Annotated in this window: 29 protein-coding genes and 1 pseudogene; 8 read left to right on the forward strand and 22 right to left on the reverse strand. The window is 66.6% G+C overall.

Annotation, left to right across the window (positions count from 1 at the left end):
* Positions 1-48 precede the first annotated feature (48 nt).
* The 8 genes from AAHB16_RS24380 to AAHB16_RS24415 form a co-directional block, all read right to left on the reverse strand.
* Positions 49-669 (reverse strand): PPC domain-containing DNA-binding protein, encoded by a 621-nt coding sequence (locus AAHB16_RS24380; RefSeq protein WP_223851775.1) that lies wholly within the window; start codon positions 667-669, stop codon positions 49-51.
* 17 nt (positions 670-686) lie between these two features.
* The gene (locus AAHB16_RS24385) at positions 687-1,964 is read right to left on the reverse strand and encodes a TRAP transporter large permease (protein WP_150375139.1); all 1,278 of its coding nucleotides are present in this window, start codon (positions 1,962-1,964) and stop codon (positions 687-689) included.
* Between the two features lie 18 nt (positions 1,965-1,982).
* Positions 1,983-2,483: a TRAP transporter small permease gene (locus AAHB16_RS24390; RefSeq protein WP_150375138.1), complete on the reverse strand. Its 501-nt coding sequence runs from the start codon at positions 2,481-2,483 to the stop codon at positions 1,983-1,985.
* Complete coding sequence (locus AAHB16_RS24395) at positions 2,480-3,439, reverse strand: amidohydrolase family protein (RefSeq protein ID WP_342052197.1); 960 nt, start codon at positions 3,437-3,439, stop codon at positions 2,480-2,482. The genes AAHB16_RS24390 and AAHB16_RS24395 overlap by 4 nt, the downstream gene beginning before the upstream one ends.
* Positions 3,440-3,463: 24 nt before the next feature.
* Complete coding sequence (locus AAHB16_RS24400; RefSeq protein ID WP_150375136.1) at positions 3,464-4,444, reverse strand: DctP family TRAP transporter solute-binding subunit; 981 nt, start codon at positions 4,442-4,444, stop codon at positions 3,464-3,466.
* A 75-nt stretch (positions 4,445-4,519) separates the two neighbouring features.
* Entirely contained in the window at positions 4,520-5,728 is a 1,209-nt protein-coding gene (locus AAHB16_RS24405) for a fumarylacetoacetate hydrolase family protein (RefSeq protein WP_150375135.1), read from the reverse strand.
* Between the two features lie 3 nt (positions 5,729-5,731).
* Positions 5,732-6,715, reverse strand: a complete 984-nt coding sequence (locus AAHB16_RS24410) for a Bug family tripartite tricarboxylate transporter substrate binding protein (RefSeq protein ID WP_150375134.1) — start codon at positions 6,713-6,715, stop codon at positions 5,732-5,734.
* An 85-nt stretch (positions 6,716-6,800) separates the two neighbouring features.
* Entirely contained in the window at positions 6,801-7,946 is a 1,146-nt protein-coding gene (locus AAHB16_RS24415; protein ID WP_150375133.1) for an iron-containing alcohol dehydrogenase, read from the reverse strand.
* Positions 7,947-8,181: 235 nt separating this feature from the next.
* Here AAHB16_RS24415 and AAHB16_RS24420 point away from each other — a divergent pair, with 235 nt between their 5' ends.
* Genes AAHB16_RS24420 through AAHB16_RS24440 form a run of 5 tightly spaced genes read left to right on the forward strand, consistent with a single transcriptional unit; the run spans position 8,182 to position 12,636 of the window.
* Complete coding sequence (locus AAHB16_RS24420) at positions 8,182-8,961, forward strand: enoyl-CoA hydratase/isomerase family protein (RefSeq protein ID WP_342052198.1); 780 nt, start codon at positions 8,182-8,184, stop codon at positions 8,959-8,961.
* Positions 8,962-8,992: 31 nt separating this feature from the next.
* Positions 8,993-10,231 carry a CaiB/BaiF CoA transferase family protein gene (locus tag AAHB16_RS24425; RefSeq protein WP_150375131.1) on the forward strand — a complete coding sequence of 413 codons (1,239 nt, stop codon included), beginning with the start codon at positions 8,993-8,995 and terminating at the stop codon, positions 10,229-10,231.
* A 41-nt stretch (positions 10,232-10,272) separates the two neighbouring features.
* The gene (locus AAHB16_RS24430) at positions 10,273-11,259 is read left to right on the forward strand and encodes a Bug family tripartite tricarboxylate transporter substrate binding protein (RefSeq protein WP_342052199.1); all 987 of its coding nucleotides are present in this window, start codon (positions 10,273-10,275) and stop codon (positions 11,257-11,259) included.
* Positions 11,260-11,284: 25 nt separating this feature from the next.
* Positions 11,285-12,205, forward strand: a complete 921-nt coding sequence (locus AAHB16_RS24435; protein ID WP_342052200.1) for an amidohydrolase family protein — start codon at positions 11,285-11,287, stop codon at positions 12,203-12,205.
* A 23-nt stretch (positions 12,206-12,228) separates the two neighbouring features.
* Complete coding sequence (locus AAHB16_RS24440; protein WP_223851773.1) at positions 12,229-12,636, forward strand: thioesterase family protein; 408 nt, start codon at positions 12,229-12,231, stop codon at positions 12,634-12,636.
* Positions 12,637-12,650: 14 nt separating this feature from the next.
* Here AAHB16_RS24440 and AAHB16_RS24445 read toward each other — a convergent pair whose 3' ends face one another.
* Both AAHB16_RS24445 and AAHB16_RS24450 read right to left on the reverse strand, forming a co-directional pair.
* On the reverse strand, positions 12,651-13,589 hold the full coding sequence (locus AAHB16_RS24445) for a transcriptional regulator GcvA (protein ID WP_150375128.1): 939 nt from the start codon (positions 13,587-13,589) through the stop codon (positions 12,651-12,653).
* Positions 13,590-13,730: 141 nt separating this feature from the next.
* On the reverse strand, positions 13,731-13,970 hold the full coding sequence (locus tag AAHB16_RS24450; protein ID WP_150375127.1) for a hypothetical protein: 240 nt from the start codon (positions 13,968-13,970) through the stop codon (positions 13,731-13,733).
* Between the two features lie 265 nt (positions 13,971-14,235).
* Between AAHB16_RS24450 and AAHB16_RS24455 the strand changes: the two genes are divergently transcribed.
* Positions 14,236-14,700 (forward strand): RidA family protein, encoded by a 465-nt coding sequence (locus AAHB16_RS24455; protein WP_342052201.1) that lies wholly within the window; start codon positions 14,236-14,238, stop codon positions 14,698-14,700.
* Here the strand turns inward: AAHB16_RS24455 and AAHB16_RS24460 are convergent.
* Both AAHB16_RS24460 and AAHB16_RS24465 read right to left on the reverse strand, forming a co-directional pair.
* Positions 14,687-15,673, reverse strand: coding sequence for an LLM class oxidoreductase (locus AAHB16_RS24460; protein WP_342052202.1), 987 nt, complete (start codon positions 15,671-15,673; stop codon positions 14,687-14,689). The two genes, AAHB16_RS24455 and AAHB16_RS24460, sit on opposite strands and share 14 nt — an antisense overlap.
* Before the next feature lie 234 nt (positions 15,674-15,907).
* Entirely contained in the window at positions 15,908-16,141 is a 234-nt protein-coding gene (locus tag AAHB16_RS24465; protein ID WP_342052247.1) for a DUF2325 domain-containing protein, read from the reverse strand.
* A 17-nt stretch (positions 16,142-16,158) separates the two neighbouring features.
* On the opposite strand from AAHB16_RS24465, the gene AAHB16_RS24470 reads away from it, so the two are divergent.
* Positions 16,159-16,827, forward strand: coding sequence for a dihydrofolate reductase family protein (locus tag AAHB16_RS24470; RefSeq protein WP_342052203.1), 669 nt, complete (start codon positions 16,159-16,161; stop codon positions 16,825-16,827).
* A gap of 2 nt (positions 16,828-16,829) precedes the next feature.
* Here the strand turns inward: AAHB16_RS24470 and AAHB16_RS24475 are convergent, their stop codons facing one another.
* The 4 genes from AAHB16_RS24475 to AAHB16_RS24490 form a co-directional block, all read right to left on the reverse strand.
* Entirely contained in the window at positions 16,830-16,994 is a 165-nt protein-coding gene (locus AAHB16_RS24475) for an alpha/beta fold hydrolase (RefSeq protein ID WP_342052204.1), read from the reverse strand.
* Entirely contained in the window at positions 16,991-17,707 is a 717-nt protein-coding gene (locus tag AAHB16_RS24480) for an alpha/beta fold hydrolase (RefSeq protein WP_342052205.1), read from the reverse strand. The genes AAHB16_RS24475 and AAHB16_RS24480 overlap by 4 nt, the downstream gene beginning before the upstream one ends.
* A gap of 105 nt (positions 17,708-17,812) precedes the next feature.
* On the reverse strand, positions 17,813-18,439 hold the full coding sequence (locus AAHB16_RS24485) for a CGNR zinc finger domain-containing protein (RefSeq protein ID WP_342052206.1): 627 nt from the start codon (positions 18,437-18,439) through the stop codon (positions 17,813-17,815).
* A gap of 93 nt (positions 18,440-18,532) precedes the next feature.
* The gene (locus AAHB16_RS24490) at positions 18,533-18,997 is read right to left on the reverse strand and encodes an aminoacyl-tRNA deacylase (protein WP_150375114.1); all 465 of its coding nucleotides are present in this window, start codon (positions 18,995-18,997) and stop codon (positions 18,533-18,535) included.
* A gap of 240 nt (positions 18,998-19,237) precedes the next feature.
* Here AAHB16_RS24490 and katG point away from each other — a divergent pair, with 240 nt between their 5' ends.
* Entirely contained in the window at positions 19,238-21,493 is a 2,256-nt protein-coding gene (gene katG / locus AAHB16_RS24495) for a catalase/peroxidase HPI (RefSeq protein WP_150375113.1), read from the forward strand.
* Positions 21,494-21,558: 65 nt separating this feature from the next.
* Here the strand turns inward: katG and dmeF are convergent, their stop codons facing one another.
* The 6 genes and pseudogenes from dmeF to AAHB16_RS24525 all read right to left on the reverse strand — a co-directional run bounded on the left by dmeF (position 21,559) and on the right by AAHB16_RS24525 (position 25,094).
* Complete coding sequence (gene dmeF / locus AAHB16_RS24500; protein ID WP_342052207.1) at positions 21,559-22,518, reverse strand: CDF family Co(II)/Ni(II) efflux transporter DmeF; 960 nt, start codon at positions 22,516-22,518, stop codon at positions 21,559-21,561.
* 13 nt (positions 22,519-22,531) lie between these two features.
* Positions 22,532-22,807 carry a metal/formaldehyde-sensitive transcriptional repressor gene (locus tag AAHB16_RS24505; RefSeq protein ID WP_150375111.1) on the reverse strand — a complete coding sequence of 92 codons (276 nt, stop codon included), beginning with the start codon at positions 22,805-22,807 and terminating at the stop codon, positions 22,532-22,534.
* 80 nt (positions 22,808-22,887) lie between these two features.
* Positions 22,888-23,361 carry a DoxX-like family protein gene (locus AAHB16_RS24510; protein WP_342052248.1) on the reverse strand — a complete coding sequence of 158 codons (474 nt, stop codon included), beginning with the start codon at positions 23,359-23,361 and terminating at the stop codon, positions 22,888-22,890.
* A gap of 78 nt (positions 23,362-23,439) precedes the next feature.
* A pseudogene (locus AAHB16_RS24515) lies at positions 23,440-23,790 on the reverse strand (NAD(P)H-binding protein); the annotation flags it as partial.
* Between the two features lie 13 nt (positions 23,791-23,803).
* The gene (locus AAHB16_RS24520; RefSeq protein ID WP_150375110.1) at positions 23,804-24,331 is read right to left on the reverse strand and encodes a GbsR/MarR family transcriptional regulator; all 528 of its coding nucleotides are present in this window, start codon (positions 24,329-24,331) and stop codon (positions 23,804-23,806) included.
* A gap of 31 nt (positions 24,332-24,362) precedes the next feature.
* Positions 24,363-25,094, reverse strand: a complete 732-nt coding sequence (locus AAHB16_RS24525) for a hypothetical protein (protein ID WP_342052208.1) — start codon at positions 25,092-25,094, stop codon at positions 24,363-24,365.
* Positions 25,095-25,118: the final 24 nt, after the last annotated feature.

Here is a 25,118-nt window from a genome sequence, read left to right on the forward strand (position 1 = left end):
ACCGATTTCCAATCAGCGCGATAGGCGGAGGGTGGCCGGTGAGGCATTTCAGTGCGAACTCGACAATTGCAGCACGTTTGCGCCAATGCGCGGATCGACCGCGCGCTCGAGTTTCTCCGGGATCAATGTCACGGTGACTTCGAGCGAGCCGGTGCCGACCTCCATCGAAAGGATATGGCCACCGTAAGTGTCGAACTGCGAGTCGCCCGCCACGCCGTGCGCATGAATCGAAGGCTTGCCATTCTTCCATGCGAGGCTGCCGACGATGCTTGCCATCTCGACATTGCGGTAGGTCTTGGGATTGAAATCCTGCTTGCCCGCATCCCAGAAGCCGAACGTGACGTTGGCAAAGCCGATGGCGGAGAGGCTGGCGGCCGGCACGTTCTCGCAGATCGCGAACGACTCGAGTTGCTCGAATACATTGTCGCCCATGCGCAGGACGATCAGATAGCCCGTGGGCGTCTTGATGTAGCGCGGCACGGTGTCGCGCGGGTAGTTGCGGTTGTCGGGGCGCGTGTCGTGCGCGGCCTTGCATGCGGCGGCGTGGCTGTCGGCGCGCGTTTGCGCGTGTGCGGGCGTGAGGGGCGTGAGGGCCGTGAGGGCCGTCAGTGCGGCGAGCGCGACGGCCGTGGCCAGCAGCGCGGGGGCAGATTTCATCGCAGGGGTCATGTTGGGTCTCCAGTTATTCAACGCAGCCAGGTGGCCGGCACCAGGATCAGCTGGGGGAACAGCACGAACAGGAACATCAGCGCGGTAAGACTCAGCAGGAACGGCCAGACGCCGCCGATCACGCTGTCGAGGCTGCAGCGCGAGGTTCCGGCGACGACGTTGAGCACGGTGCCGACCGGTGGCGTGAGCAGCCCGATGGCGTTGTTGAGCACGAACATCACGCCGAAGTAGACGGGGTCGATCCCCGCCTTCGTGATCACGGGCATCAGGATCGGCGTCATGATCAGGATCGTGGGCATCAGATCGAGCGCGGTGCCGACGATGATCACGAGCACCATGATGATGAACATGAGCAGGATCTTGTTATCGACGAACGGGTCGAGCAGGGCGGTGACCTGCGCCGGAATGTTCGCGATGGTGATGAGCCATGCCGATACCAGCGCACAGGCGACGAGGAACAGCACGGTGCTCGAGGTCTTGGACGCGGTGACGATCAGCGACGGCAGTTCGCGCAGCTTGAGCTCGCCATAGACGAAGCGGCCGATCGCCATGGCGTAGACGACGGCCACCACGGCGGCCTCGGTCGGCGTGAACGCACCGATCTTCATGCCGCCGATGATCACGATAGGCAGCACCAGCGCCCAGACGCCCTCGCGCAGCGACTGCAGCAGCTTGCGGGCGGAGAACGGCTGCACAGGGCCGAGCGTCTCCTTGCGCGCGCAGACGTACCACGTGGCCGCAAGCGTGACCGCCATCATCGCGCCCGGTGCGATACCGGCGAGAAACAGCTTGGTGATGGAGATCTGCGCGACCACGCCGAACACGACGATCGCGATCGACGGAGGAATCACGGGAGCGATAATGCCGCCGGCGGCAATCAATCCGGCCGCGCGCGGTACGTTGTACCCGGCTTTGCGCATCATCGGGATCAGCAGCGCGGCCACGGCGGCCGTGTCGGCGACGGCGGAGCCCGAGATGCTGGCTACCACCGTGGCGGCAATGATGGCCACGTAGCCGAGGCCCCCACGAACGTGCCCGACGGCCGCATCGGCCACGCGCACGATGCGCTGGGACAGGCCGCCCGCGTTCATGAGCTCGCCGGCGAGCATGAAGAACGGTACCGCCATGAGCGGATAGTTGTTGACGCCCTCGAGCATGTTCTGCGCGAGGATCTGCGTGTCGAAGTTGCCGAGATGCAGCATCAGGGCAACGCCCGATGCGAGCAGCGCGAACGCGATGGGCATGCCCAGCGACATGGCGCCGAGCAGCGAGCCGACAAAGACGAAGATGGTCATGATGGGACTCCTGCGCGCTTATTCGCCGCTCGTGCCGGACTGCGGCACCAGTTCGTGCTGCGCCATGCGCCCGCTGATCAGGCGCCACAGCGAATGCAGCAGCATGGCGGCCATGCCGAGGCTGCAGATGAGGAGCGAGGCATAGACGATGCCGAGCGGCACGCCGGTGACGGGCGCGCGATCGTCCATGCCGATCTCGACGAGCTGCCAGGCGCCGTGCGCGAGCAGCAGGCAGCAGGCAAGGGCGCCGGCATCGGCCAGCAGGCGGCACGCGCGCTGGGCGTTCTCGCCCAGATGGGACACCACGGTGGACATCCCGAGGTGGGCCTTGTCATGCATGACGAGCAGCGCGCCGATCAGCGTCAGCCACATAAAGAGGAAACGCGATGCCTCCTCGGAGAAGGCGATGCCGGAGTTGAAGACATAGCGCAACACGACGTTGCCGAAGACCAGCACGATCATGGCGGTCATCATCGCGACCATGAGCGCGCGCACGATGCGGACGGATAGGGAGTTCATGAACTTGCTCCTGCTTGTTGCGTGATGCGGTAGATGCGTAGCGCGTTGTCGTGCCAGACGGCACGGGCGTCGGATGCGGGCAATCCCTCGAGCGCGGCGCCGACCGTGGCGACGATCTCCGGCAGGCTGGCGCGCAGGCCCGAGACGGGCAGGTTGCTCGCGAACATGCAGCGGTGCGCGCCGAAGAGGGACAGGACCTCGCGGATCACGGCGACGTTGCTCTCGCGCTGCCACGGGGTTTGCGGCAGGCCGAACTCGGACAGCTTGATGGACACACGGGGCAGGCTGGCCAGCGCGGCCAGGCCGCGACGCCAGCGAGCGAGGCCTTCGGGCGAGCGGTCCCACGGCAGGCCCGCGTGTTCGACGACGACGTCGAGTTCGGGGACGGCGGCGATCGCCTCGGCGGCTTCTTCGAGGTGCCAGTACGGGACGCGAAGATCGTAGATCAGGCCCCGATCGGCCAGCGCGCGCAGGCCGGCGCGCCATTGCGGATCCTGCAGCGTGCCGGACTGGCCCGCGAGCGCGGCCGCGGCGTCGGCGCTTGCCGCCGTAAGCGGCTTGCACCGTACGCCGCGCACGAGCGGATAGTCGAGCTGCGCGCGCAGGTCGTCATCCAGCGTCGGGGAGAGGAAATCCACGTGTGCGATCACGGCGTTCGGGAAGCCCGCTTCCCGATGCACCGCGTGCAGCCATGCGGTCTCGGCCAGCGATTCGGCGCGGTCGCGCTCGGCTTCCACGTGGACCGTGGCGGCCAGCGTCACGCCCGGTACGCGCCGCCATTGCGTGAGGTAGTCGGCGGTATCGAAATCCCGGCGCAGGGACGCGTAGTCGCCGAGGAAAAAGGCAGCGGCGTCGTAGCGGTCCTGCAGCCATGGGTAGTGGCCGGTTTCCAGGCGCCACAGATGGTGGTGCGTATCGACGACGGCGGTGGGCAGTGCGGGGGGCGACGTACTCATTGGCGACTCCGGTCGGTTCGGCACTCAGCGCGCGGTTTCCATGGCGCGCAGCACCGCGTCGCCGTTCTTCTGCACGTAGAGCTGGCGTGTCTCTTCGCGGACCACGTTGCGGATGCTCGCCACATCCGGCTGCTCGTTGACCTGGACGCCCTTGGCGCGCAACTGCGCGATGGCCGAGCGTTCGTTGTCGGCATTGAGCTTGCGCTGGAACGTGGCGGCGGCCGCGGCCTCTTCGAGCAGGATCTTCTGGTACTCGGGCTTCAGCGCATCGAACTTCGTCTTGTTCATCAGCACGACGAGCGCGGTGTAGGCATGCCGCGTCATGGACACGTACTTCTGCACTTCGTACAGCTTGGCGGAAACCATCAGCGTGGGCGGGTTCTCCTGGCCATCGACGGCACCCGACTCGAGCGCGCCGAAGACCTCGGCGAACGGCATTGGCTGCGGGCTCGCGCCCAGCAGCTGGAATGCCTTGATATGCGAAGGATTCGGCGTCGTACGGATCTTGAGTCCGCGGATATCGTCCGCCTTGTTGATCGGCCGCTTGTTGTTGCCGAGGCTGCGGAAGCCGATCTCCCAGAACGCGAGGCCCTTGATGCGGTGCGCGCCGAGCTCGTCGAGCAGCGATCGGCCGACGGGGCCATCGAGCGTGCGATAGGCGCTGGGGCCGTCTTCGAACTGATAGGGCAGGTCCAGCACGTTGAGCTTGGGCACGAGGCCGGTGACGAAGGGGTTGCCGGTGGCGCCGATGTCGATGGTGCCGCTGCGCACGCCGGTCACGAGGGTCGTATCGTTACCGAGCTGGCTGTTGGCGAAGACCTGGATCTCGACATCGCCGTTGGTGCGTGCCTTGACCTGCTTGGCGAACTGCAGCGCGGCCTGATGCTGGGAGTCGCTCTCCGGGACGGTATGGGCAAAGCGCAGCTTGACGCTCTGCGCGAAGGGGGAGGTGCTGGCGGCGGACAAAAGGGTGGCCAGCACGATGCGTGCGATCGTGGTTTTCATGGTGTCTCCTGAAATCGGAAGGGGTGGCCCGCGTGAGGATCGCGGGCTCGGGTCTCGGTGGCGTCGGGGGCGGCTTCAGGGGGGCGGATGCAGCAGCCCGCGTTGCGCGAGGTTGGTCATCAGCGCGCCGATGCCGAAATTCCACGGCGGCAGCTGCGTACAGTCGCCGACCCAGTTGACGAGCGCGCCGAGCTTCGGGGAAGCGATGGCGACGCGATCGCCGAGGTGATGCGTGAAGCCGGCGCCGGGCGCGTCGCGATCCTTCACGGGTGCGAACAGCGTGCCGCAGAACAGCATGATGCCGTCCGGGTACTGGTGATGCGGTCCCATCGCGTTGGCCACGAGTTCGTGCGGCGAGCGGCTAATCTGCTTCATCGTGCTGGTGCCATCGAGCACGAAGCCGTCGTCGCCTTCCACGCGCAGGGTCAGGTCGGCGGCTTCGATATCGGCGATACCGAAGTGCGCGTCGCACAGGCGTATCCACGGGCCGATGCTGCACGAGGCGTTGTTGTCCTTCGCCTTGCCGAGCAGCAGCGCGCTGCGGCCTTCCACGTCGCGCAGGTTGACGTCGTTGCCGAGTGCCGCGCCGACGATATGGCCATTGGGCGCCACCGCGAGGACGATCTCCGGCTCGGGGTTGTTCCACGTCGACATCGGATGCAGGCCGACATCGGCACCGGCGCCGACCGAGGCGAGTGGCGCGGCCTTGGTAAAGATCTCGGCGTCGGGGCCGATGCCGACCTCCAGATACTGCGACCACAGGCCCTGCGCGACCAGTACCGCTTTGACGCGCATGGCCTCGGGCGAGCCGGGGCGCAACGCGGCGAGGCTGTCGCCGACGATGCCGGCAATGCTTTCGCGGATCGCCGCGGCGCTGCCCGCATCGCCACGCGCGCGCTCCTCGATCACGCGCTCGAGCATGCTGTTGGCGAACGTGACACCGGCTGCCTTGACGACCTGCAGATCGTTCGGTGCCAGCAGATGACGATGGGCGGGGTCCGCGCCATGTGCGCAGGTGTCGTCGAGCCAGGCGCGCAGCGGCCCGAGCGACGGGCCTCGCGCGCGGCGCACGCGTTCGGCGCAGTCGTCGAAGGCCAGCAGCGCCGAGACCGTCGGTGCCAGCGCGCCGATATCGACGAGCATGCCGTCGCGCACGGTGACGAGCGTCGGGCCGCCCACGCCGCCCACGCCGGCCGCGCTGGCGGGCTGCCAGACGCGGCCGACCAGCACGGCACGGTCGGCGTCCGCCGGCAGGATGGTGTCCATGTCGATATGCCGGGTCATGGCTTATACCTTCACGTTGGCTTCCTTCACCACGCGCGCCCACTTGACGCGCTCCGTCGCGATGAACTCGGCGAAGCGCGCCGCGGTGCCGCCGCCATCCTCGGCGCCAAAGCCTTCGAGCTTGGCCACAACGTCGGGCATCGCCATCACGCGATTCATATCCGCGTTCATGCGGGCGACCATGGCGGGATTCATGCGGGCGGGGCCGACGAGGCCATACCATGTGCCCGCGTCGAAACCCGGGAAGCCGGACTCCGCGAGCGTCGGGACGTTGGGGAAGTTCTTCGCGCGGTGCGTGCGCGTCTGCGCAATCGGTACCACCTTGCCGCCTTGCACCTGTGGCGTGGCCGAGGTCATGGTCTCGAAGCACAGGTCGATCTGTCCGCCGATGAGGTCGGTGAGCAGCGGCGCGGAGCCCCGGTACGGGACATGCAGCGCATCGACGCCCGCGCGCAGCTTGAACATTTCCAGCGTGAGGTGCTGCGAGGCCCCGGCACCCGACGAGCCGAACGTGATCTTGCCGGGATTGGCGCGGCATAGCGCGATGACGTCGGCCACGGTCTTGGCCGGACCGCCCGTGCGGCAGATGAGCAGGTTGGGGGTGACCCCGACGAGCATGATCGGCGTGAAGTCCTTCTCGACCGAATAGCTGATCTTGGGATACAGACTCGGGGCGATGGCGTGGTTGCTGATATTGGTCATCAGCAGCGTGGTGCCGTCCGCGGGCTGGCGCGCCGCATATTCGGCGGCGACGACGCCTGCCGCGCCGGGGCGGTTCTCGACGAGCACGGTCGTTTGCCACAGCGTGGAGAGTTTCTCCGCCAGCACGCGCGCCATGACATCGGTCCCGCCCCCCGGGGGGAAGCCGACGACGATGCGGATGGGCTGTGTGGGCAGGTCCTGCGCGAACAGGCGCGTGGAGAAGGCTGCGGGAAGTGCGGCGGCGAGCGTGGCGGTGCCCGCGCGCAGGAAGGTGCGACGTTGCATGGTGGTCTCCTCTTGTATCGTGACGGCGATCTGCGTCGCCCCCTGCGTGCTGCTACCTGCTACCTGGTACTTCTGCGTTTCGCGGTCATACCTGCATCGATGCCGTCAGTATGGCGAGGTAATCCTCGGCACTCGCCACACGCGGGTTGGTCTTGTGGCAGTGATCGGCCAGCGCATACTCGATGACGCGCGGAAAGATCTCCGGATCCACCCCCATGGCGGCAAGGCCGGACGGCAGGCCGAGCCGCTGGCTCATGTCCGCGATGGCGGCACCGGGGTCTTCGCCCCGGGGCAGGTCCATGGCCTGCGCCATCCGTTCGAGCCGTTCGTCGTTGCGTACCGAAGGCGCCTCCGCGTTGAAGCGAATGACCGCGGGCAGCAGCACCGCGTTCAGCGTGCCGTGGTGCAGCGTCGGCATCAGGCCCCCAAGCGCGTGGCTCAGGCTGTGCACGCAGCCAAGGCCCTTCTGGAACGCCAGGGCGCCCTGCATGGACGCGCTCATCATCGACAGGCGCGCTTCCCGGTCCTGCGGCTCGTTGACGGCGCGTTCGATATGGCGCCATGCGCGGCGCAGGCCGTCGAGCGCGATGCCGTCGGCGGGCGGATTGAATGCAGGCGCCATGAACGTTTCCATGCAATGCGCGATCGCATCCATGCCGGTGGCCGCGGTGAGCGAGCGAGGCAGGCCAAACGTCAGTTCCGGGTCGCAGATGGCCACGCGGGGCACGATATGCGGCGACAGCACGCCGACCTTGCGGCCGTCGTCGAGGATCAGCACCGCGCCGCGGCCGACTTCGCTGCCGGTGCCGGCCGTGGTGGGGATGGCGATGACGGGCGCGGTGGCTGCGGTAATGCGCGCCACGCCGCCCTCGATCGCCGCGAACTGGCGCAGCGGGCCATCGTGCGTTGCACAAATCGCGACGCCCTTGGCGAGGTCGATGGGCGAACCGCCGCCCACCGCGACGATGCCGTCGCAGCGGTAGTCGCGATAGAGCGCCACGGCCTCGCGCATCGCGCGTTCGGTCGGATTGGACGGCGTGCCGTCATAGATCACCGCTTCCATGCCTGGCGGCAGCTGCTCGAGCACGCGCTTGGCGATACCGGCCGCCTTGACCCCGGCGTCCGTGACGACGAGGGGGCGGGTGATGCCGATACGCTCGCATTCCTGCGCCAGTAGCGCCACGGCGCCAAAGTCGATCTGGATCTGGGTGATGTAGTTGATGAGGGCCATGCTGTCTCCACGCGGCATCGATGTAATTGGTGACGAAGTCTAGGAAACAACGGCCACAGGTCACAACGTGGATTTACTTGAAGGGCCACCGAAAAAAACTCACAGCAGCCACGGCCCAGTTTTTCTTGAAGCGCCCCCGAGATTTTCTCGTTTTGCCACGCGCGGCGCGGGCCCTAGACTCTGGATGGCCGGACGGCACGTCGCCGGGACCCGAACACCGATACCTATGACAACCATGAGACAACCGATCCTGACCGAGCGCGAGGGGCAGATCGCCACCGTCACGCTGAACAACCCCGAGAAGCTCAATGCGCTGGACCTCGGCATGTGGCAAGGCCTGACCGAGACCATGAGGGCGCTTTCCGCCGACGACTCGGTCCGCTGCGTGGTGCTGCGCGGCGCGGGCGACAAGGCCTTTGCGGCCGGCGCCGATATCGAGGAATTCCGCACGCGGCGCTTTACCCGGGACCAGGCGCGCGAGTACGGCGAGATCACCCACGCCACGATGCGTGCGATCCAGGACTGCCGGCATCCGACCATCGCGCTGATTCAGGGCGCGTGCGTGGGAGGCGGGCTGGAAATCGCATCGATGTGCGACCTGCGCATTTGCGGGCAGTCGAGCCGCTTTGGCGTGCCCGTCAACCGCCTGGGCCTGGTGATGTCGTATGGCGAGCTCGGCGGGCTGATGGCGCTGACCGGGCCGGCGGCCGCGATCGAGATCGTGCTGGAAGGCCGGGTGTTCGATGCCGCCGAGGCACGCGAGAAGGGGCTCGTGACGCGCATCGTGGCCGATGCCGATGTGCCTGAGGAGGCCTACGCGGCCGCTCGCCGCATTGCACAAGGCGCGCCGCTGGTCGCGCGCTGGCACAAGCAGTTCGTGCGCCGTCTGCTGGACCCGACGCCGCTGCGTCCCGAGGAAGCCGACGAAGCCTATGCGTGCTTCGATACCCAGGACTTCCATATCGGCTTCGAAGCCTTCGTCGGCAAGACGAAGCCGCAATTTTCCGGACGCTGATCCCTCCGGGCGCTTACTCAAAGGTGTACTCATGACTTTGCCGTTGTCGAAAATCAAGGTGCTCGATGTCAGCCAGATCATGGCCGGCCCGTTCTGCTGCATGCTGCTGGGCGACATGGGCGCCGACGTCATCAAGGTAGAGACGCCGGGCGTCGGCGACCAGACCCGCAAGGCGATGGGCTTCCGGCTCAAGGGCGACGATAGTGGCGGCTTTCTGGCGCTCAACCGCAACAAGCGCAGCGTCGAGATCGACCTCAAGAATCCTGCCGGGCTCGAAGCGTTCTACGAACTCGTGCGCGGCGCGGACGTGCTGGTCGAGAACAATCGCCCCGGCGTGGCCGCGCGGCTCAAGATCGATTACGCCACGCTGCGCGAGATCAATCCGCGGCTCGTGTACGCGAGCATCTCGGGGTTCGGGCAGACCGGCCCATGGTCGCGCCGGCCGGGGCTGGACCTGATTGCGCAGGCGATGTCGGGCGTGATGAGCGTGATGGGGCATCCCGGCGCGCCGCCGGTGAAGTCCAGCGTGCCGATCGCCGATCTGGGCGCGGGGCTGTTCACCGCGTACGGTGTGCTCAGCGCGCTGATGGGCCGCGAGCACTCGGGGCAGGGCCAGTATGTCGACGCGTCGCTGTTCGAGACCGCGCTCGGGCTGTCGGTGTGGGAGTCCGCCGAATACTGGGGCACGGGGCAGGTGCCGGTGCCGATTGGCAGCGCCAACCGCATGAGCGCGCCGTATCAGGCCGTGCGCGCGTCGGACCGCCATTTCGTGATCGGCGCCGCGAATCCGAAACTGTGGACCGCGCTGTGCGACGTCATCGGCCGGCCGGACCTCGTTGCCGATCCGCGCTTTGTCGACAACGCGGCGCGCATCAGGCATCGTGATGCGCTGATCGAGGCGATCGAAGCCGAGTTCGCGCGGAAGCCGGCCGACGAGTGGGTCGAGGCGTTGCTGGCGGCCGGCGTGCCCGCGGCACCGATCTATACCTACGACGAGGCGCTGGTCAGCGAACAGGCCGTGGCGCGCGAGATGGTGCTCGATATCGAGCATCCGGTGGAGGGCCCGGTGAAGGTGCTCGGCTTCCCGGTGAAGCTGCACGGCACGCCGCAGCAGGTTCGCCATCCGGCGCCGCTGCTCGGGCAGCATACCGATCAGGTGCTTGGCGAGTTCGGCTTCGATGCGGCGACCATTGCCCGGCTGCGCGGGCAGGGCGCATTCGGCCGGCCGCCCGAGCAGACCGCGCCCGTGCCGCAGCGCAAGACCGCGTGACAAGTTAAGCGGCACCAGAAAGAAAAAAGCAGGAGACAACCATGAACTACGTACCGATGACGTGGCGAACCCTCGCCGCGTCGATGGGGCTCGCGGCGCTCGCGCTGATGCCATGCGCGCAGCAGGCCGTGGCGGCCGACACCTATCCCAGCAAGCGCATCGAACTGGTCGTGCCGTGGCAGGCGGGCGGCGGCGCCGACGTGGTGGCGCGCGCGCTGTCCGCCGCGGCGGCAAAGCATCTTCCGCAGCCCATCGTCGTGATCAACAAGCCGGGCGCCACAGGCGCCGTGGGCCTCGGCGAAGTCGTGCACGCCAAGCCCGATGGCTACAAGCTCGTGCTGTCGTCGAGCGAACTGACCTTCCTCAACTACATGGGGCTCGCCAAGTTCACGTACCAGGACCTCGTGCCGATCGCGCGACTCAATGCCGACCCCGCCGCGGTGGCGGTCCGCGCGGATGCGCCATGGAAGACCATCGAGGAGTTCATCGCGGACGCGCGCAAGCCGGACAGCAATATCCGCGTCGGGAACGCGGGGCAGGGCTCGACGTGGCATATGGCCTCCACCGCGCTCGCGGAGAAGACCGGCGCGCGCTTCAACTACATCCCCTTTGCGGGCGGCGCTCCGGCCACGCTCGCGCTGCTCGGCGGCCATATCGACGCGGTGACCGTCAGCACCGCCGAAGTGGCCACGTATGTGGAAGCGGGCAAGCTCAAGGTGCTCGCGGTCATGGCGGACCAGCGCGTGCCGGGCTACGACAAGGTGCCGACGCTCAAGGAGCGCAATATCGATCTGTCCATCGGCATCTGGCGCGGCATCTCGGCGCCCAAGGGCACGCCGCCCGAGGTGCTGGCCGTGCTCAAGACCGCCATCGCGAAGTCGGTGCGCGAGCCGATCATGGTGCAGACGCTGGAGAAGCTGCACTTCAGCACGGACACGTACGCCGATGACGCGGCGCTGCAGGCGCAGATGGTGCGCGAGTCCGCGCAGTTCCGGCAGCTCGCCACCCGCATTGCCGCGCAGCAGTGAGCCGCCCCGCCATGCATGACATGCCATGAGTCATATGCTCAACGAGCCGTTCGTCGACGCGCACCAGCATTTCTGGAACCTCGACGTGAATCCCTATCCGTGGCTCCAGGGCGAGACGGTGCCCAACTTCCGCTACGGCGACTACAGCGCGCTGCGCCGCAACTATCTGCCTGAGGACTACACGCGGGACACGGCGGCCTGTGCGCCAGCGCTGACGGTGCACGTCGAGGCCGAATGGGCACGCGACGATCCCGTCGCCGAGACGCGCTGGCTGATGGACGTGGCCGACGCCCACGGCCGGCCGACCGTGATCGTGGGCCATGCGCAGCTCGACCGCGGCGATTTGGCCGAGGTGGAGGCGGTGCTGGCCGGGCACGCGGCATCGCCGCGGATGCGGGGCATCCGCAACAAGCCGGCGACCGCCGCGCGCCGGGACGACGCACGGCGTGGGGCGCCGGGGTCGATGGACGACGAGCGCTGGCGCCGGGGCTATGCGCTGCTGGAGCGCCATGGCATGTCGTTCGACCTGCAGGCGCCGTGGTGGAACCTCGACCAGGCCGCCGATCTCGCGCGCGATTTTCCGCGTATCCAGCTCGTGCTCAATCACACGGGGCTGCCGTCCGACCGGAGCGAGGCGGGGCTGCAGGCCTGGCGCGAGGCGATGGCGCGTCTGGCGCGCGAGCCCAATGTGGCCGTCAAGATCTCGGGGCTCGGGTTGCCGGGGCGTGCGTGGACGCAGGCGGACAACGTGCCGGTGATCCGCGACGCGATCGATATCTTCGGCCCCGAACGCTGCATGTTCGCGAGCAACTATCCGGTGGACAGCCTCGTGGCTCCCTACGAGGCGATTCTTGCCGGCTTCGTCGCGGCGATCGACATCTATGGCGCGCCGCAACGGCGCGGCCTCCTGCATGACAACGCCGTGCGCATCTATCGCATGGCATGACAACTTCTTTCGGAGAACGACACGTGGACGCACTCAAGACCGGCACCGCCTTTTCCCGCACGCTGAACGTGGATCGCGCGCGGACCATCGACTTTCTTGGCGAAGCGCTGCGTATCTACGCGACGCCGGAACTCGTACGCGATATCGAGCAGACGTGTCTCGATCATCTGCAGGCTTTCCTCGGCGAAGGCGAGAGTTCGGTAGGCACCGAGGTGTCGATCGCCCATACCGGCGCCACGCCGCTGGGCGGCGATGTGCGCATCGACGCGGAGATCACGGCCATCGATGGGCGTAGCGTGACGTTTCGCGTCAGCGCGGCGGACCGTGTGGAGACGATCTGCACCGGCACGCACAAGCGCTTTGTCGTCGATATCGGCAAGCTGGCGGCGCGCGTGCAGAAGAAGACCGACGCGGTGCGCGCGGCGGCCTAGCCGTGTCGTAACGCTCAGGCTGGCGTGGCGGCGGGCGCGGCAGGCTGACGCGTTGCCGCCGTTTCCGCGCGGATCCACTCCGTGAAGCAGCGGACGCGGCGGTCGTCGAGCCGGTCGGTCGGAAAGACCACGAAATAGGAGAACTCCACCGGCAGGCGGATCGACTCGAACAGCCGCACGAGGCGGCCCTCGGCCAGATCCTGCTCGATCCAGTTCTTCTTGATCAGCGCGACGCCCAGTCCGCTGATGGCCGCGTTGATGACGAGGTGGCTCGGCCAGAACGAGGGGCCGCGCGTGGCATCGACGTCGGTCACGCCCGCGTGTTCGAGCCACATCGACCAGTCGGGATTGCTGACGTCGGTATACGTGCTGTCGTCGTGCAGCAGCGTGTGATGGCGCAGGTCCGACGGCGTCTCCAGTGGCCGGTCGCCGTTGAGCAGCGACGGCGCACACACCGGAATGACCTCGACCGGCAGGCACAGCTCGGCATGCAGGCCGGGATAGTCGCCGCGCCCATAGCGAATCGCCATGTCGAAGTCGTCGCGCTCGAAATCGATGCGATGGTTCGACGTCGAGACTTTCAGATCGATGTCCGGGTGCGCGCGCATAAAGCTGTCCATGCGCGGAATCAGCCATTTGACCGCGAAGGTCGGTGGCATGTTGATCTTCAGGGAAGGCCGGTCCTTGCTCTGGAGGCGCTGGGTGGCCTCGGCCAGTTGCCTGAATGCCAGCTGGACGCTCGGCAGGTAGGCCGTGCCGGCCGGCGTGAGCACGAGCGCCTTGGCCTCGCGGATAAACAGCTGGACGCCGAGGTTTTCCTCGAGCGTCTTCACCTGATGGCTGACCGCGGACGGCGTGACGAACAGTTCTTCCGCGGCGCGCGTGAAGCTTAGATGCCGGGCGGCGACCTCGAAGGCCCGCAGGGGATTCAGGGGAGGGATCTGTCTCGACATGTTCTGTTCGTCTCGCGTGATGGAAGCGCCCTTCTGCGGCGCGCACGCAATGCGTCGCGCGGAGGCGCGGCGGGACGTTCAGAACATATCAGCAAAGCGCCGGGCGGAGAATAGGTGGGTTCCCGACCGGCCAGGCGAGGGTCAGATCGCCTTGAGCGCGCGCTGCATGACGAAGGCGGTGCGCAGCGTCAGATCGTACGACCGATCGGACGCCAGCAGCCGGCCATCGACCCATACCGACCACGTCCCTTCCTTGCGCACGCAGGCCACGCGGTTGTCCTCCATCAGGTCCGCATACCAGCGCCAGAGCGCCGCGTCCTGGATATTGGCGGTGGCACCCGCGCGCACGCGGCGGGTTCCGATGTTTGCAAGCTCCTGCATGGTGATCCTCGACAAATATAGACGCCCGCGCCGTCACCGCGCGTTACTGCCAATGTAGGCCATTGGCGGCCGCCGCGAAATGATCTCTGCGGGGCATACCGCACACACTTTGGTATGGGTCGGCCTGCCTGCCCAACACGACGGCGCGCCGGAGTTGTTCCGCGATGTATCAATTCCTGTGCGCGCTTTCCCATTTATCGGCACCGGGCGCTCCTTCTATAGTTCGTGACAAGGCGAAAGCCAACCATCATCGAGGAGCAACATCATGTCGGTCGAATCGAAACTCGCGGCGCGCGGACTGGCGCTGCCCGCCCCGCCGCAGCCACTTGGCAGCTATACCGCCGTCAGCCGTGCCGGCGATCTGTTGTTCGTCTCCGGCCAGCTGCCGTTGCGCGATGGCAAGGTGGTCTGGCAGGGGCAGGTCGGCAGGGATCTGACCGTCGAGCAGGGAAAGCAGGCCGCGGAACTGGCGGCGCTGAATGTCCTTGCGCAGATCCACGCGCATCTCGGCGGCTTCGATCGGCTGGACCATATCGTTCGCCTCGAGGGGCACGTGACCAGCGCGCCGGGCTCGTTCGATCAGCCGGCCGTGCTCGACGGCGCATCCGACCTGTTCGCCGATGTGCTTGGCGAGAAGGCGGGGCATGCGCGCGCCGCGTACTCGCAGACGCAACAGCCCGGCAACGCCGCCGTGATCCTGGTCGTGATCGCGCAGGTCAAGGCTGGCTGACATCGGCCAGCGCGGGGAATCGCGGCACCACGTGCGTCGCGATCTCCTCGAGTACCGCTTCGGCGGGACGGCTGCCGTACTTGAGGTTGAACAGCACGTGATTGGCGCCCGCGCGTTCGAGCGCTTCCAGATGGCGCATCAACCAGCTGCGCCCGAGCCGGTGTCCGCCGTGGATCGGCGTGGGCGACACGTCGGGGTCGGCGACGAGGTCGATGTGATAGGGCTGCGCAAAGGGCTTGAACGCGCCGGGGGCGACCGTCTCCACCGTATCGTGCCAGTTGCGGATGAGTTCGGTCTGCATATCGAGCCGGCGTGGATAGGTGATCCATCCATCGGCCTTGCGCGCGATCCAATCCACCGATTGCTGGCTGTTGCCGGTCACGATCAGCGGCACACGCCGTGCCACGGGCTTGGGCACGGGATCGGCGCCGTCGAGCAGACCATACGGGCTGCTGATGCGCGGAAAGTTCTGGCCCCACGCGGTCTCGAGGAACGCCACCTGTTCGCGGAACAGCGCGCCGCGGTTCGCATGATCGACGCCGAACGCCGGGAACTCGATGGCGCGGTCGCCCGAGGCGATACCGAGCACGAGGCGGCCATCGGATAGCCGGTCGATGCTCGCCGCGAACTTGGCCGTATGCAGCGGATGGCGCAGCGGCAGCACGATGGCCGCGGTGAACAGCGCAATCGACGAGGTCTGTCCTGCCACATAACCCAGCCACGAGAACGGATCGTAGATCTGCCCGAGGTCGCCGAACGACGGATCGCGCAACGGCACGTCGCGCACGCCGAGCGATGCAAAGCCGGCCGACTCGGCAAGACGCGCAAGGCGAATCTGGTTCTTCATCGTGGGCGCATCGCCGGGATACGACTCGATCGCGAACAGCACGCCGAGCGTCAGTTGGCCCGGGGCGAACATGCGCGAGAACCCGGGGTTCGATTGCGGCGGTCTTTCAGCGGCGGCGGTCAGCATGACAGGCTCCTGGAGCGAGATGGGATGCCTGTCATTCTGGTCAACGGACCGCCAATGATCATCGGGGTCCGTCGCAATTCAATTGTTCCGGGACATTGAGAGTGCCCGACTATTCCGAAAGGGTTTCCAGCGCCGCGATGCCCCGCCGCAGATTGGTCCGCGCGCGCGCCTCGAAACGCTGCATCGCGGCCGAGTGGAAACATTGTGACAGAGACCCGCAACGGTCCCGCCAGCTCACGGCAATCGCGCGAGCAACTCCACGAAGCTGGCCACGCTGGCGCTGCGCACCGGGTGGTAGTCGATGCCCTGCTTCTGGCAGATGCGCTTGAGCATGCCGACCGAATCGTGGTCGATGCAGTCCACGGGGAAGACGACGATGTCCGCGGAGGCGACCATCGCGGGAAGGAGGCCCGACGGACTGCTCGCGTTGCTCCAATAGACGGCATGTAGAATGGTGCGCTCTTCGATCGAAGCGGAGTTGCACCATGAGAAGACTCATCGCATCCACTTTCGTCTCGCTGGACGGCGTCATGCAGGCGCCGGGCGGCCCCGAGGAAGATCCCACCGGCGGGTTTGCCCACGGCGGCTGGACCTTCCCGTTCTGGGACGAGGTCATGGGCCGCGACATGCGCGGCTTCGACGGCAAGGACCGCGAACTGCTCCTGGGCCGCAAGACCTACGAAATCTTCGACGGCTACTGGCCGTATCAATCGGCGGATGACCCGATCGCGCGGACGCTCAACGCCGCGCGCAAGTACGTGGCATCCCACACGCTCTCCGAAGTCGGCTGGAATAACTCGACGCTGCTGCGCGGCGACGTCGCGACGGCCGTGGCCGCGCTCAAGGCGCAGGCGGGGCAGGACCTCCAGATCATCGGCAGCGGCAACCTGATCCAGACCCTGCAGGCGGCCAACCTCATCGACGAGTACAACGTGTGGACGTTTCCGGTCGTGCTCGGCCGAGGCAAACGGCTGTTCGAATCCACCGCGACGCCCGCCGGCCTGCGGCTCGTGCATTCGCTGGCATCCACGACCGGCGTGGTGATGAGCACCTACGAACCGTCCGGCGGCGTGAAGGTCGGAACGTTCGAGACCGTCGCGCCGAGCGAGAAGGAGCTCGCACGGCGCGCGCGAATGGCACGCGACGGCGCCTGAGCTTACTTGCCTAGCACGTCGATGATGCGCCGGCCGATGTACTCGCCGTGCGTCTCCAGCGCGAAGTGGCCCGTGTCGAGCAATTCGACCACGGCATTGGGATTGTCGCGCCGATAGGCTTCCGCGCCGGGCGGGATGAAGAACGGATCGTTCTTGCCCCAGATCACCAGCGTCGGAATTTGTGCGTCGCGGAAGAATGCCTGGAAGGCCGGGTATTGCTTGAGGTTGTTCGCGTAATCGAGGAACAGGTCGAGCTGGATATCCTTGTTGCCGGGGCGCTCCAGCAGCGCCGCGTCCAGCGCATAGGACTCGGGCGCGACGCTGTCCGGGTTTGCCACGCCGTGCACGTACTGCCACCTGGTCCCTTCGAAATGCAGCACCGCGTCGGCCACGATCTTGCGGTTGGCGCGCTCGGGTCCGCCCAGTAGTTGCGGATCGGTGCCCATGCATCGCCCAGCCCTTCCAGATACGCATTGCCGTTCTGCGACACGAGGCCCGTCACGCGCTCCGGATGCGCAACCGCCAGCCGCAGGCCCGTCGGCGCGCCGTAGTCGAACACATACATTGCATAGCGCTGCAGGCCAACGGCGTCCACGAACGCTTCCAGCGTCTTTGCCAGATCGTCGAACGTATAGCGATAGCCGCGCGACGCCGGCACTTCGGTGAAGCCAAAGCCGGGCAGGTCCGGCGCAATCACGTGGAAGCGCTGCGCAAGCTGCGGAATCAGGTGGCGGAACTGGTGCGACGAGCTCGGGTAGCCGTGCAGCAGCAGCATCGTGGGCAGGCTGGCGTCGCCGGCCTCGCGATAGAACACGCGGACGCCGTCGGCGTCGGCAAATCGATACTGCACGGTCGAATCGGGTTGTACGTTCGTGCGCATGGCTCGCTCCGGAATGGGTTCGTGGGACGGCGTCGTTGCCGCTTGGGAACGAATTCTAGAGACTTTGCGTAACCTGTCAAATCATTTTTAGAAGGTTACACTGGATCAGCCCTCGGCGTCGCCCGCCTCGCGGCGTCTGAAGGCGGCCACCTTGTGGCGATTGCCGCAGAGCGCCATGCTGCACCAACGTCGACGATGCGAGCGCGTGCGGTCATAGAACCAGAGGATGCAGTTGTCGCTTTCGCATTTTCTGACGAGGTCGAAATCGCCATGGACAAACAGGTCGGCAATGGCCTCGGCGAGCGGGACGAGATAGTGACCGGCGGTTTCCATCGGATAGACGCGCGTCATGATCACGCTGCCGTCCGCGTCGATCTGCGTGGCGAGGTGACTGCCCCCGGCGGAAAGGGCGCCGTTGAGCCAGGCAAGGTCGAGCTTCTTGCCTGCCTTGCGGCGCGCGATTGCCTGCCGCAGCGGTTCGCGCAATGCGCGCGCGGCGTCCAGCAGGCCCCTGGGTGGCGTCCTGGCGGGCGCGCCTTCCGGCAGCAGGCCCGTGCGGCCGAGCCAGTGCATGACATCGGCATCGGATTGCCAATAGTCGACGGGTGCGCCATCGACGAGTCCCACCGTGTTGATGAGGTCGAGGGCGACGTGGTCCGCGAGCACGCGCGGAAGCGTGTGCACGTCATCGGCGTGCGGCGCGGGATGGGCGTGGGGGGCGTGAGATGCCATGGTGCCTCCAGGAAGAGCGCACCATTGTATTCCCGTTCGCCGCCAACGTAACCTTCAACGTGTTTTATTGAAAGTTACGGAGTGCGGCGCGGTCTACATCGACCGATGCGAGAAATGCCCGTGCCGCGCATCGGCCAGCAGCGCGCCGAACTCCGCGGTGGTCATATGCACGACTTCTTCCCGGTCGCCGGACTCGAAGTAGACGTCGCCATGCAGCAGCAGGCTGTCGTCGACCCACGTCGGTGTGCGATGCAGCATGCCGATCGGGGGCAGGGCATTGAACGCGCAGTCGCGGAACACCTCGCGCACGCCGTCGCCATGCACACGCCGGAGCGCGCGGCCGCTCTGCGCGCAGATTTCCGACAATCGCAATCGATGCGTGGAGGGCAGCACCGCGATGACGTAGCCGCGATCGTCCTCCAGCAGTACGGCCCGGGCCAGCCGATCGCCCGGAATATGCGTGTCTTGCACGGGATCCGGGCCGCGGGCGCGGCGCACGGTTTCAAAGCGGACCTGCTTGCGGGTAAGGCTCCGCGCCAGCGTGGTGGCCATGGTCATGACGCAACCTCCGAGCGTGATCGCTGCAGTTGTCTTGCGTAAGCCCACTATAGGTCAGGTGCCGCGCAGCATTCGGTGGGGACTAACCCCACCACGGGCACGCATTCAAACAGGCGTCATAGCAATGCGCTATCGAGGCGATTGCTATCCTCACATGTTGTTGACGCGGCATCTCACCTATATTTTGCGTTGACGCGGAATCATCAGAACTACGTGCGGTAGTCCCCCAAAGGAGAGAGCATGTCTGACGAAAAGTGTCCCTTCAACCATGCCGCCGGTGGCGGCACCACCAACAAGGACTGGTGGCCAAAACAATTGCGGCTGGACCTGCTGAGCCAGCATTCCGACAAGTCCAATCCCCTGGGCAAGGATTTCAATTACGCCGAGGCGTTCAAGAGCCTCGACCTCGCGGCGGTCAAGAAAGACCTGACCGCGCTGATGACCGATTCGCAGGACTGGTGGCCGGCGGATTTCGGCCACTACGGCGGGTTGTTTATTCGCATGGCCTGGCATAGCGCCGGTACCTATCGGATCGGTGACGGCCGGGGAGGCGGCGGACGCGGGCAGCAGCGCTTTGCGCCGCTCAACAGCTGGCCGGACAACGTCAGCCTGGACAAGGCACGGCGCCTGCTATGGCCGATCAAGCAGAAGTACGGGCAGAAGATTTCGTGGGCCGATCTGATGATCCTGACCGGCAACGTCGCGCTCGAGTCGATGGGCTTCAAGACGCTCGGGTTTGCCGGCGGCCGCGAGGATACGTGGGAACCCGATCAGGACGTCAACTGGGGCGACGAGAAGACGTGGCTCGGCGGTGACGTGCGCTATGGCAAGGGCGCGGCGGGCAAGTACGACGACGCGGCCGTGCTCGTGGCCGACAAGGACATGCACGGGCAGGAAGTCAGCCGTAACGATCCGGGACGCCATCTCGAGAATCCGCTCGCCGCGGTGCAGATGGGCCTGATCTACGTGAACCCGGAAGGACCCGACGGCAATCCGGACCCCCTGGCAGCCGCGTACGATATCCGCGAGACGTTCGGCCGCATGGCGATGGACGACGAGGAGACCGTGGCGCTGATCGCCGGCGGCCATACATTCGGCAAGACGCACGGTGCCGGCCCGGCCAGTAACGTCGGAGCCGAACCCGCGGGCGCGCCGCTCGAGTTGCAGGGGCTTGGCTGGCAGAGTTCGTTCGGCACGGGCAAGGGCGCCGACACCATCACCAGCGGGCTCGAAGTCACGTGGACGACCACACCGACCAAGTGGGGCGGTGGCTTCTTCGAGAACCTGTTCGGCTACGAGTACGAACTCACCAAGAGCCCGGCGGGTGCCCACCAGTGGGTCGCGAAGGACGGCCCCGAAACCGTGCCGCATGCCTACGATCCGTCGAAGAAGCTCAAGCCGACGATGCTGACGACCGACCTGTCGCTGCGCTTCGATCCGGTCTACGAGCCGATCTCGCGCAAGTTCAAGGACGATCCGGCGGCCTTTGCCGATGCGTTTGCCCGGGCGTGGTTCAAACTGACGCATCGCGACATGGGGCCGCGCGCGCGGTACCTCGGTCCGGAAGTCCCCGCCGAGGAAATGCTGTGGCAGGACCCGATTCCCGCGGTCGATCATCCGCTCGTCAATGACGGCGACGTGGCGGCACTCAAGCAGAAGATCCTCGCGACGGGCCTGTCGGTCTCGCAGCTCGTGAAGACCGCGTGGGCCTCGGCCTCGACGTTCCGCGGCTCCGACAAGCGCGGCGGTGCCAATGGCGCGCGCATTCGTCTGGCACCCCAGAAGGACTGGATCGCCAACGAGCCCGACGAACTCGGCAAGGTGCTGCAGGCGCTCGAAGGTGTGCAACGGGACTTCAATGGCGCGCAGTCGGGCGGCAAGAAGGTCTCGCTGGCCGACCTCATCGTCCTCGCGGGCGCGGCGGGTATCGAGAAGGCCGCGGAAAGCGCGGGTACCAAGGTGACCGTGCCGTTCTCGCCGGGCCGCATGGATGCGTCGCAGGACAAGACCGACACGCATTCGATGGGCGCGCTGGAACCCCTGGCCGATGCGTTCCGCAACTACATCAATCCGCGGGTGCGTGTCGAGGCCGAGCACATGATGATCGACAAGGCGCAGCTGCTGACGCTCACCGCGCCGGAGATGACGGCGCTGATCGGCGGCCTGCGTGTGCTCGATGTGCATGTGGGACGCGACAAGCACGGTGTGTTCACCGATCGTCCGGGTACGCTGACCAACGACTTCTTCCGCAACCTGCTCGACATGAACGTGGAATGGAAACCCGTGTCGCGCGATGTGTACGAAGGGAAGGATCGGAAGACCGGCGCGGTCAAATGGACGGCCTCGCGCGTGGACCTCGTATTCGGTTCGCATGCGCAGTTGCGCGCGTTGAGCGAGGTCTATGCGAGCGAGGATGGGGCGGACAAGCTCGTCAAGGACTTTGTTGCCGCGTGGGCCAAGGTGATGGACCTGGACCGGTTCGATCTGAGGAAGTAACTGCGGACGTCACGCAGGGGTAGTAAAGATGGCCCGTCATCCGCGACGGGCCATTTTTTCTTGCGTCAGTCGGCGCAGCGATGGATCTCCACGGTCACGTGGACGATCTCTTCGTGGATGCGCAGGGCGTTCCGCACGCGCGCCGGCGACAGGTCGGCGTCATGGGTCACGAGGCTGATCGCGCAGGAGAACTTGTCCTTGCCCACGCGCCACACATGGAGGTCGGCGACCTGCGTGCCTTCGGGGCCGACGTTGAACGACGCCAGCACCTCGCGGATCTCGGCGACGACGGGATGATCCATTTCGCGGTCGAGCAGCACCACGCCGGTCTGCCGCAGCAGGCCGAAGGCCCACACGCCGACCAGCACGGCGCCGACGATGCCCATGACCGGATCGAGCCAGCCCCACCCGAACAGCCAGCCGCCCGCGAGGGCAAGGATGGCGAGCACCGACGTGGCCGCGTCGGCCAGCACGTGGACGTAGGCCGAGCGAAGGTTCAGGTCGTGCGCGTGGTCGTGATGGTGCCCGTGGCCATGGTTGTGGCCATGAGCGTGCCCGTGATCGTGGCCATGGGCGCCGCCAAGGATCATCGCGCACGCCAGATTGACGACGAGGCCAATGGCGGTCACGGCCATCGCTTCCTTGTAGTGGATGGCCTGCGGACTGATCATGCGCTCGACGGAGCCGAACACCATGAGCGCGGCAATGCCCAGCAGGAAGATGGCGCTCGCAAAGCCGGCCAGCACTTCGATCTTCCACGTGCCGAACGTGAAGCGCGCGTCGCCGGCATAACGGCGGGCGGCCGCATACGCGAACGCGCTGAGGCCGATGGCCAGCGCATGCGAGCTCATATGCCAGCCGTCGGCGAGCAGCGCCATGGAGTTGAACCACAGGCCCGCGGCGATCTCGACGAACATCGTGACCGCGGTAATGACCATGACGAGCCGTGTGCCGCGCTCGGCCGCGCGGTTGCCGGCGTCGAAGACGTGCGTGTGCGTCCAGGGGGAAAGGTCGTGCGTATGCATGGCGAAATCCTGCTTACCTGAAGTAGCTGCGAACGACTTCGATCAGTTGCTCGCGCGCGTTGGCCTCACCGTCTTCGGCGGGCTCGGCATCGGTCAGATGCGTGCGGATATGGTCCTCGAGCACCACCGTCAGCAGCCCATTCATCGCCCCGCGGCAGCTCGTGATCTGCTGCAGCACGTCCATGCAGCCCTTCTCCTCCTCGAGCGCACGCTCGATGGCATCGATCTGTCCGCGGATGCGGCGGACGCGATTGAGCAGCTTCTGCTTGTCGTGGATCGTGTGGCTCATGGGGCATCGAAAATAGGGTAGGGGGGTATACTATCAGAGCCAGTTTCGTCCCTATCAATGCCCTCACCGCGACGTGGGCTTCATCCCGCGCGACGCGGCCAGACCAGGCACGCGATGCCGATGGCGGCATCCACGCCAATGGCACCGTAGAGGGCGACGTTGGCCGCATCGCCCTGCAACCCGACCGCCGCGAGCAGGGCGAGGCTGGCATCGCGCGGATACGCGAACAGCGTGAGCGCGGTGGCCAGCCAGACGATCGCGAGCACGGCGCGCAGCAGTGGCGTGCGCCACGTGGCCAGCGCACGCTGGCGCAGGTCGGCGGCGTCGGCGGGCGCGATGAACCGTTCGATCGGCAACGGTGCGCGGCCGAGCAGTGCGGTGATCGCGCGGGGATCGCCGCTGCTGCCGGCACGCAGCATGCGCCAGTTGTCGGGGGTGAGCGTCGAGCCGGAAATCCGTCCCGCCATGCGGGCGGCGATGGACATCGCCGGGGACGGGATGGTGACCCAGACCCCGCGGGAGAGCCCCATGGCGCGGCGGTAGGCCGCAAGCATCGCCCGATACGATACGCGGCGCGTGCCGACGAGCTCGAACGATTGCCCGGCCGGCGTGGCGGGATCGATGGCCGCGACCACCGCATCGGCGACGTCGTCGATATGCACGGGCTGGAACTGCGCGTCGCCAAGGTCGGGGACGGGAATGACGGGCAGCGTGACCAGGCTGCGGAACATCGCGGCCGAGTCGCCATCGTCGGCATAGATGAGCGATGGATAGAGGATTTGCCACGGCACCGGCAATCCGCGCAACACCTCATCGGCGGCATGCTTGCTGCGGAAGTACGGCGTGGTGCCGGTGGCCGCGCCGAGCGCCGAGACCTGTATCACGCGTGCGACGCCCGCCGCCGCGCACGCACGGAACAGCGCGGCGGGCGCGCGATGATGCAGCGCCTCGAAGCGGCTGGCCTGCGACTCGACGATGGTGGTCGGGGTTACCGCATCAGCCGCGGCGCCGCACGGCCTTGCTGATCTTCGCCGTGACGCCGAGCGTCTTCATCAGTGTTTCCGGCTTCAGCCGCAGCATCTCGTCGGAAAGCGTGCTCATCGTCTCGATGAACTTCAGCGTCTCCTCGATGCGCTGCCGCGTGCCTTCGTCTTCCTTGTCGATTTCCGGATTGTCGAGGCATTCCTGCAATGCCACCGCCGTCGGATCGATCTCGCGCTGCCGGCGTCCCGCCACGATCAGCTTGAACAGTTCCCAGACATCGGTGGACGTCTCGAAGAAATCGCGCCGTTCGCCCTTGAGGTGCACCACGCGCACGAGGTGCCACGACTGGAGTTCCTTGAGGCTGTTGCTGACGTTGGATCGCGCCACGCCGAGCGTCACCGTGATCTCTTCCGCGTCCATCGGACGGCCCGCAAGGTAGAGCAGCGCGTGGACCTGGGCGACGGTGCGGTTCACGCCCCAGCGCGAGCCCATCTCTCCCCAGTGCAGCACGAAACGTTCGGCGATCGGTTTCAGTTCCATGCGACGTATTCTAGGCTTTCGGTTATTTCTGTCAAGAGAGAAATAACTCCCCCGAGTCGGGACGTACGGCCACGCGCTGGTCCCCCCGCCGCAACTGTCCTTCCGCCAGCGTGGCCGATGTGGCCGCGTCGATATCGAAGTCGATCCGCAGCGCCCGCGCGACGCGCGGATCCTCGATCGGCAACTCCCAAGTGAGAAACGGCTGCGTGTCGTCGCGGTCCGGCGGGAAATCGGCCGGGTTGAATCCCTCGCCGCCGCGCGCGATGACCGCATGCGGCTGGCAGGTATCGAAGACGAGCATCGTGCCGCGCTGCAGCGGTATGCGCAGGCCTAGCCAGGGGAAATGCACGTCCTGCCCCTTGTCCTCGCCGACAAACAGATTGCAGAACGCCATGCCGCCGTAGTCGCCATCGTGGTGATACCGCGCCCCGCGGCAGACCATGAGCGCGATATCGCTTTCGGCGAGCAGGCCATCCAGGCCGAGCCCGGCGGTCCAGCCGGATGCCGCGCGCACGCATTGCGCGAAATCGGGCCAGCGCGTGCGGGCCCTTGCCAGCGGCAGCTGGTCGACGTCGCCGGGGTCGAGCGTCATATGCTGCGAGATCTCGCGTTCCCAGTCGGCGCGCAGACGGGCGGGTGCCTCGGGAATATCGACGACGCCCGAGAGCACGAGGTGACTCACTGAGCGGCTGCGTAACCGCTCGCCCTGCCAGTAGTGGCAGACAAGAGCGTCGGCGGGGATTTCGAGCGGATGATCGCGCATCGGGGGAGTGTAATAGGGTTTGTG

The organism is Cupriavidus sp. OTU4054 (assembly GCF_038440175.1).
GTDB classification, from domain to species: Bacteria; Pseudomonadota; Gammaproteobacteria; order Burkholderiales; family Burkholderiaceae; genus Cupriavidus; species Cupriavidus pauculus_D.

Bases quoted from the DNA above. Each gene is read 5' to 3' on its own strand.
- AAHB16_RS24380 (WP_223851775.1), bottom strand. From the start codon at position 669: ATGACCCCTGCGATGAAATCTGCCCCCGCGCTGCTGGCCACGGCCGTC.
- AAHB16_RS24385 (WP_150375139.1), bottom strand. From the start codon at position 1,964: ATGACCATCTTCGTCTTTGTCGGCTCGCTGCTCGGCGCCATGTCGCTG.
- AAHB16_RS24390 (WP_150375138.1), bottom strand. From the start codon at position 2,483: ATGAACTCCCTATCCGTCCGCATCGTGCGCGCGCTCATGGTCGCGATG.
- AAHB16_RS24395 (WP_342052197.1), bottom strand. From the start codon at position 3,439: ATGAGTACGTCGCCCCCCGCACTGCCCACCGCCGTCGTCGATACGCAC.
- AAHB16_RS24400 (WP_150375136.1), bottom strand. From the start codon at position 4,444: ATGAAAACCACGATCGCACGCATCGTGCTGGCCACCCTTTTGTCCGCC.
- AAHB16_RS24405 (WP_150375135.1), bottom strand. From the start codon at position 5,728: ATGACCCGGCATATCGACATGGACACCATCCTGCCGGCGGACGCCGAC.
- AAHB16_RS24410 (WP_150375134.1), bottom strand. From the start codon at position 6,715: ATGCAACGTCGCACCTTCCTGCGCGCGGGCACCGCCACGCTCGCCGCC.
- AAHB16_RS24415 (WP_150375133.1), bottom strand. From the start codon at position 7,946: ATGGCCCTCATCAACTACATCACCCAGATCCAGATCGACTTTGGCGCC.
- AAHB16_RS24420 (WP_342052198.1), top strand. From the start codon at position 8,182: ATGAGACAACCGATCCTGACCGAGCGCGAGGGGCAGATCGCCACCGTC.
- AAHB16_RS24425 (WP_150375131.1), top strand. From the start codon at position 8,993: ATGACTTTGCCGTTGTCGAAAATCAAGGTGCTCGATGTCAGCCAGATC.
- AAHB16_RS24430 (WP_342052199.1), top strand. From the start codon at position 10,273: ATGAACTACGTACCGATGACGTGGCGAACCCTCGCCGCGTCGATGGGG.
- AAHB16_RS24435 (WP_342052200.1), top strand. From the start codon at position 11,285: ATGAGTCATATGCTCAACGAGCCGTTCGTCGACGCGCACCAGCATTTC.
- AAHB16_RS24445 (WP_150375128.1), bottom strand. From the start codon at position 13,589: ATGTCGAGACAGATCCCTCCCCTGAATCCCCTGCGGGCCTTCGAGGTC.
- AAHB16_RS24450 (WP_150375127.1), bottom strand. From the start codon at position 13,970: ATGCAGGAGCTTGCAAACATCGGAACCCGCCGCGTGCGCGCGGGTGCC.
- AAHB16_RS24455 (WP_342052201.1), top strand. From the start codon at position 14,236: ATGTCGGTCGAATCGAAACTCGCGGCGCGCGGACTGGCGCTGCCCGCC.
- AAHB16_RS24460 (WP_342052202.1), bottom strand. From the start codon at position 15,673: ATGCTGACCGCCGCCGCTGAAAGACCGCCGCAATCGAACCCCGGGTTC.
- AAHB16_RS24470 (WP_342052203.1), top strand. From the start codon at position 16,159: ATGAGAAGACTCATCGCATCCACTTTCGTCTCGCTGGACGGCGTCATG.
- AAHB16_RS24480 (WP_342052205.1), bottom strand. From the start codon at position 17,707: ATGCGCACGAACGTACAACCCGATTCGACCGTGCAGTATCGATTTGCC.
- AAHB16_RS24485 (WP_342052206.1), bottom strand. From the start codon at position 18,439: ATGGCATCTCACGCCCCCCACGCCCATCCCGCGCCGCACGCCGATGAC.
- AAHB16_RS24490 (WP_150375114.1), bottom strand. From the start codon at position 18,997: ATGACCATGGCCACCACGCTGGCGCGGAGCCTTACCCGCAAGCAGGTC.
- katG (WP_150375113.1), top strand. From the start codon at position 19,238: ATGTCTGACGAAAAGTGTCCCTTCAACCATGCCGCCGGTGGCGGCACC.
- dmeF (WP_342052207.1), bottom strand. From the start codon at position 22,518: ATGCATACGCACGACCTTTCCCCCTGGACGCACACGCACGTCTTCGAC.
- AAHB16_RS24505 (WP_150375111.1), bottom strand. From the start codon at position 22,807: ATGAGCCACACGATCCACGACAAGCAGAAGCTGCTCAATCGCGTCCGC.
- AAHB16_RS24510 (WP_342052248.1), bottom strand. From the start codon at position 23,361: ATGCTTGCGGCCTACCGCCGCGCCATGGGGCTCTCCCGCGGGGTCTGG.
- AAHB16_RS24520 (WP_150375110.1), bottom strand. From the start codon at position 24,331: ATGGAACTGAAACCGATCGCCGAACGTTTCGTGCTGCACTGGGGAGAG.
- AAHB16_RS24525 (WP_342052208.1), bottom strand. From the start codon at position 25,094: ATGCGCGATCATCCGCTCGAAATCCCCGCCGACGCTCTTGTCTGCCAC.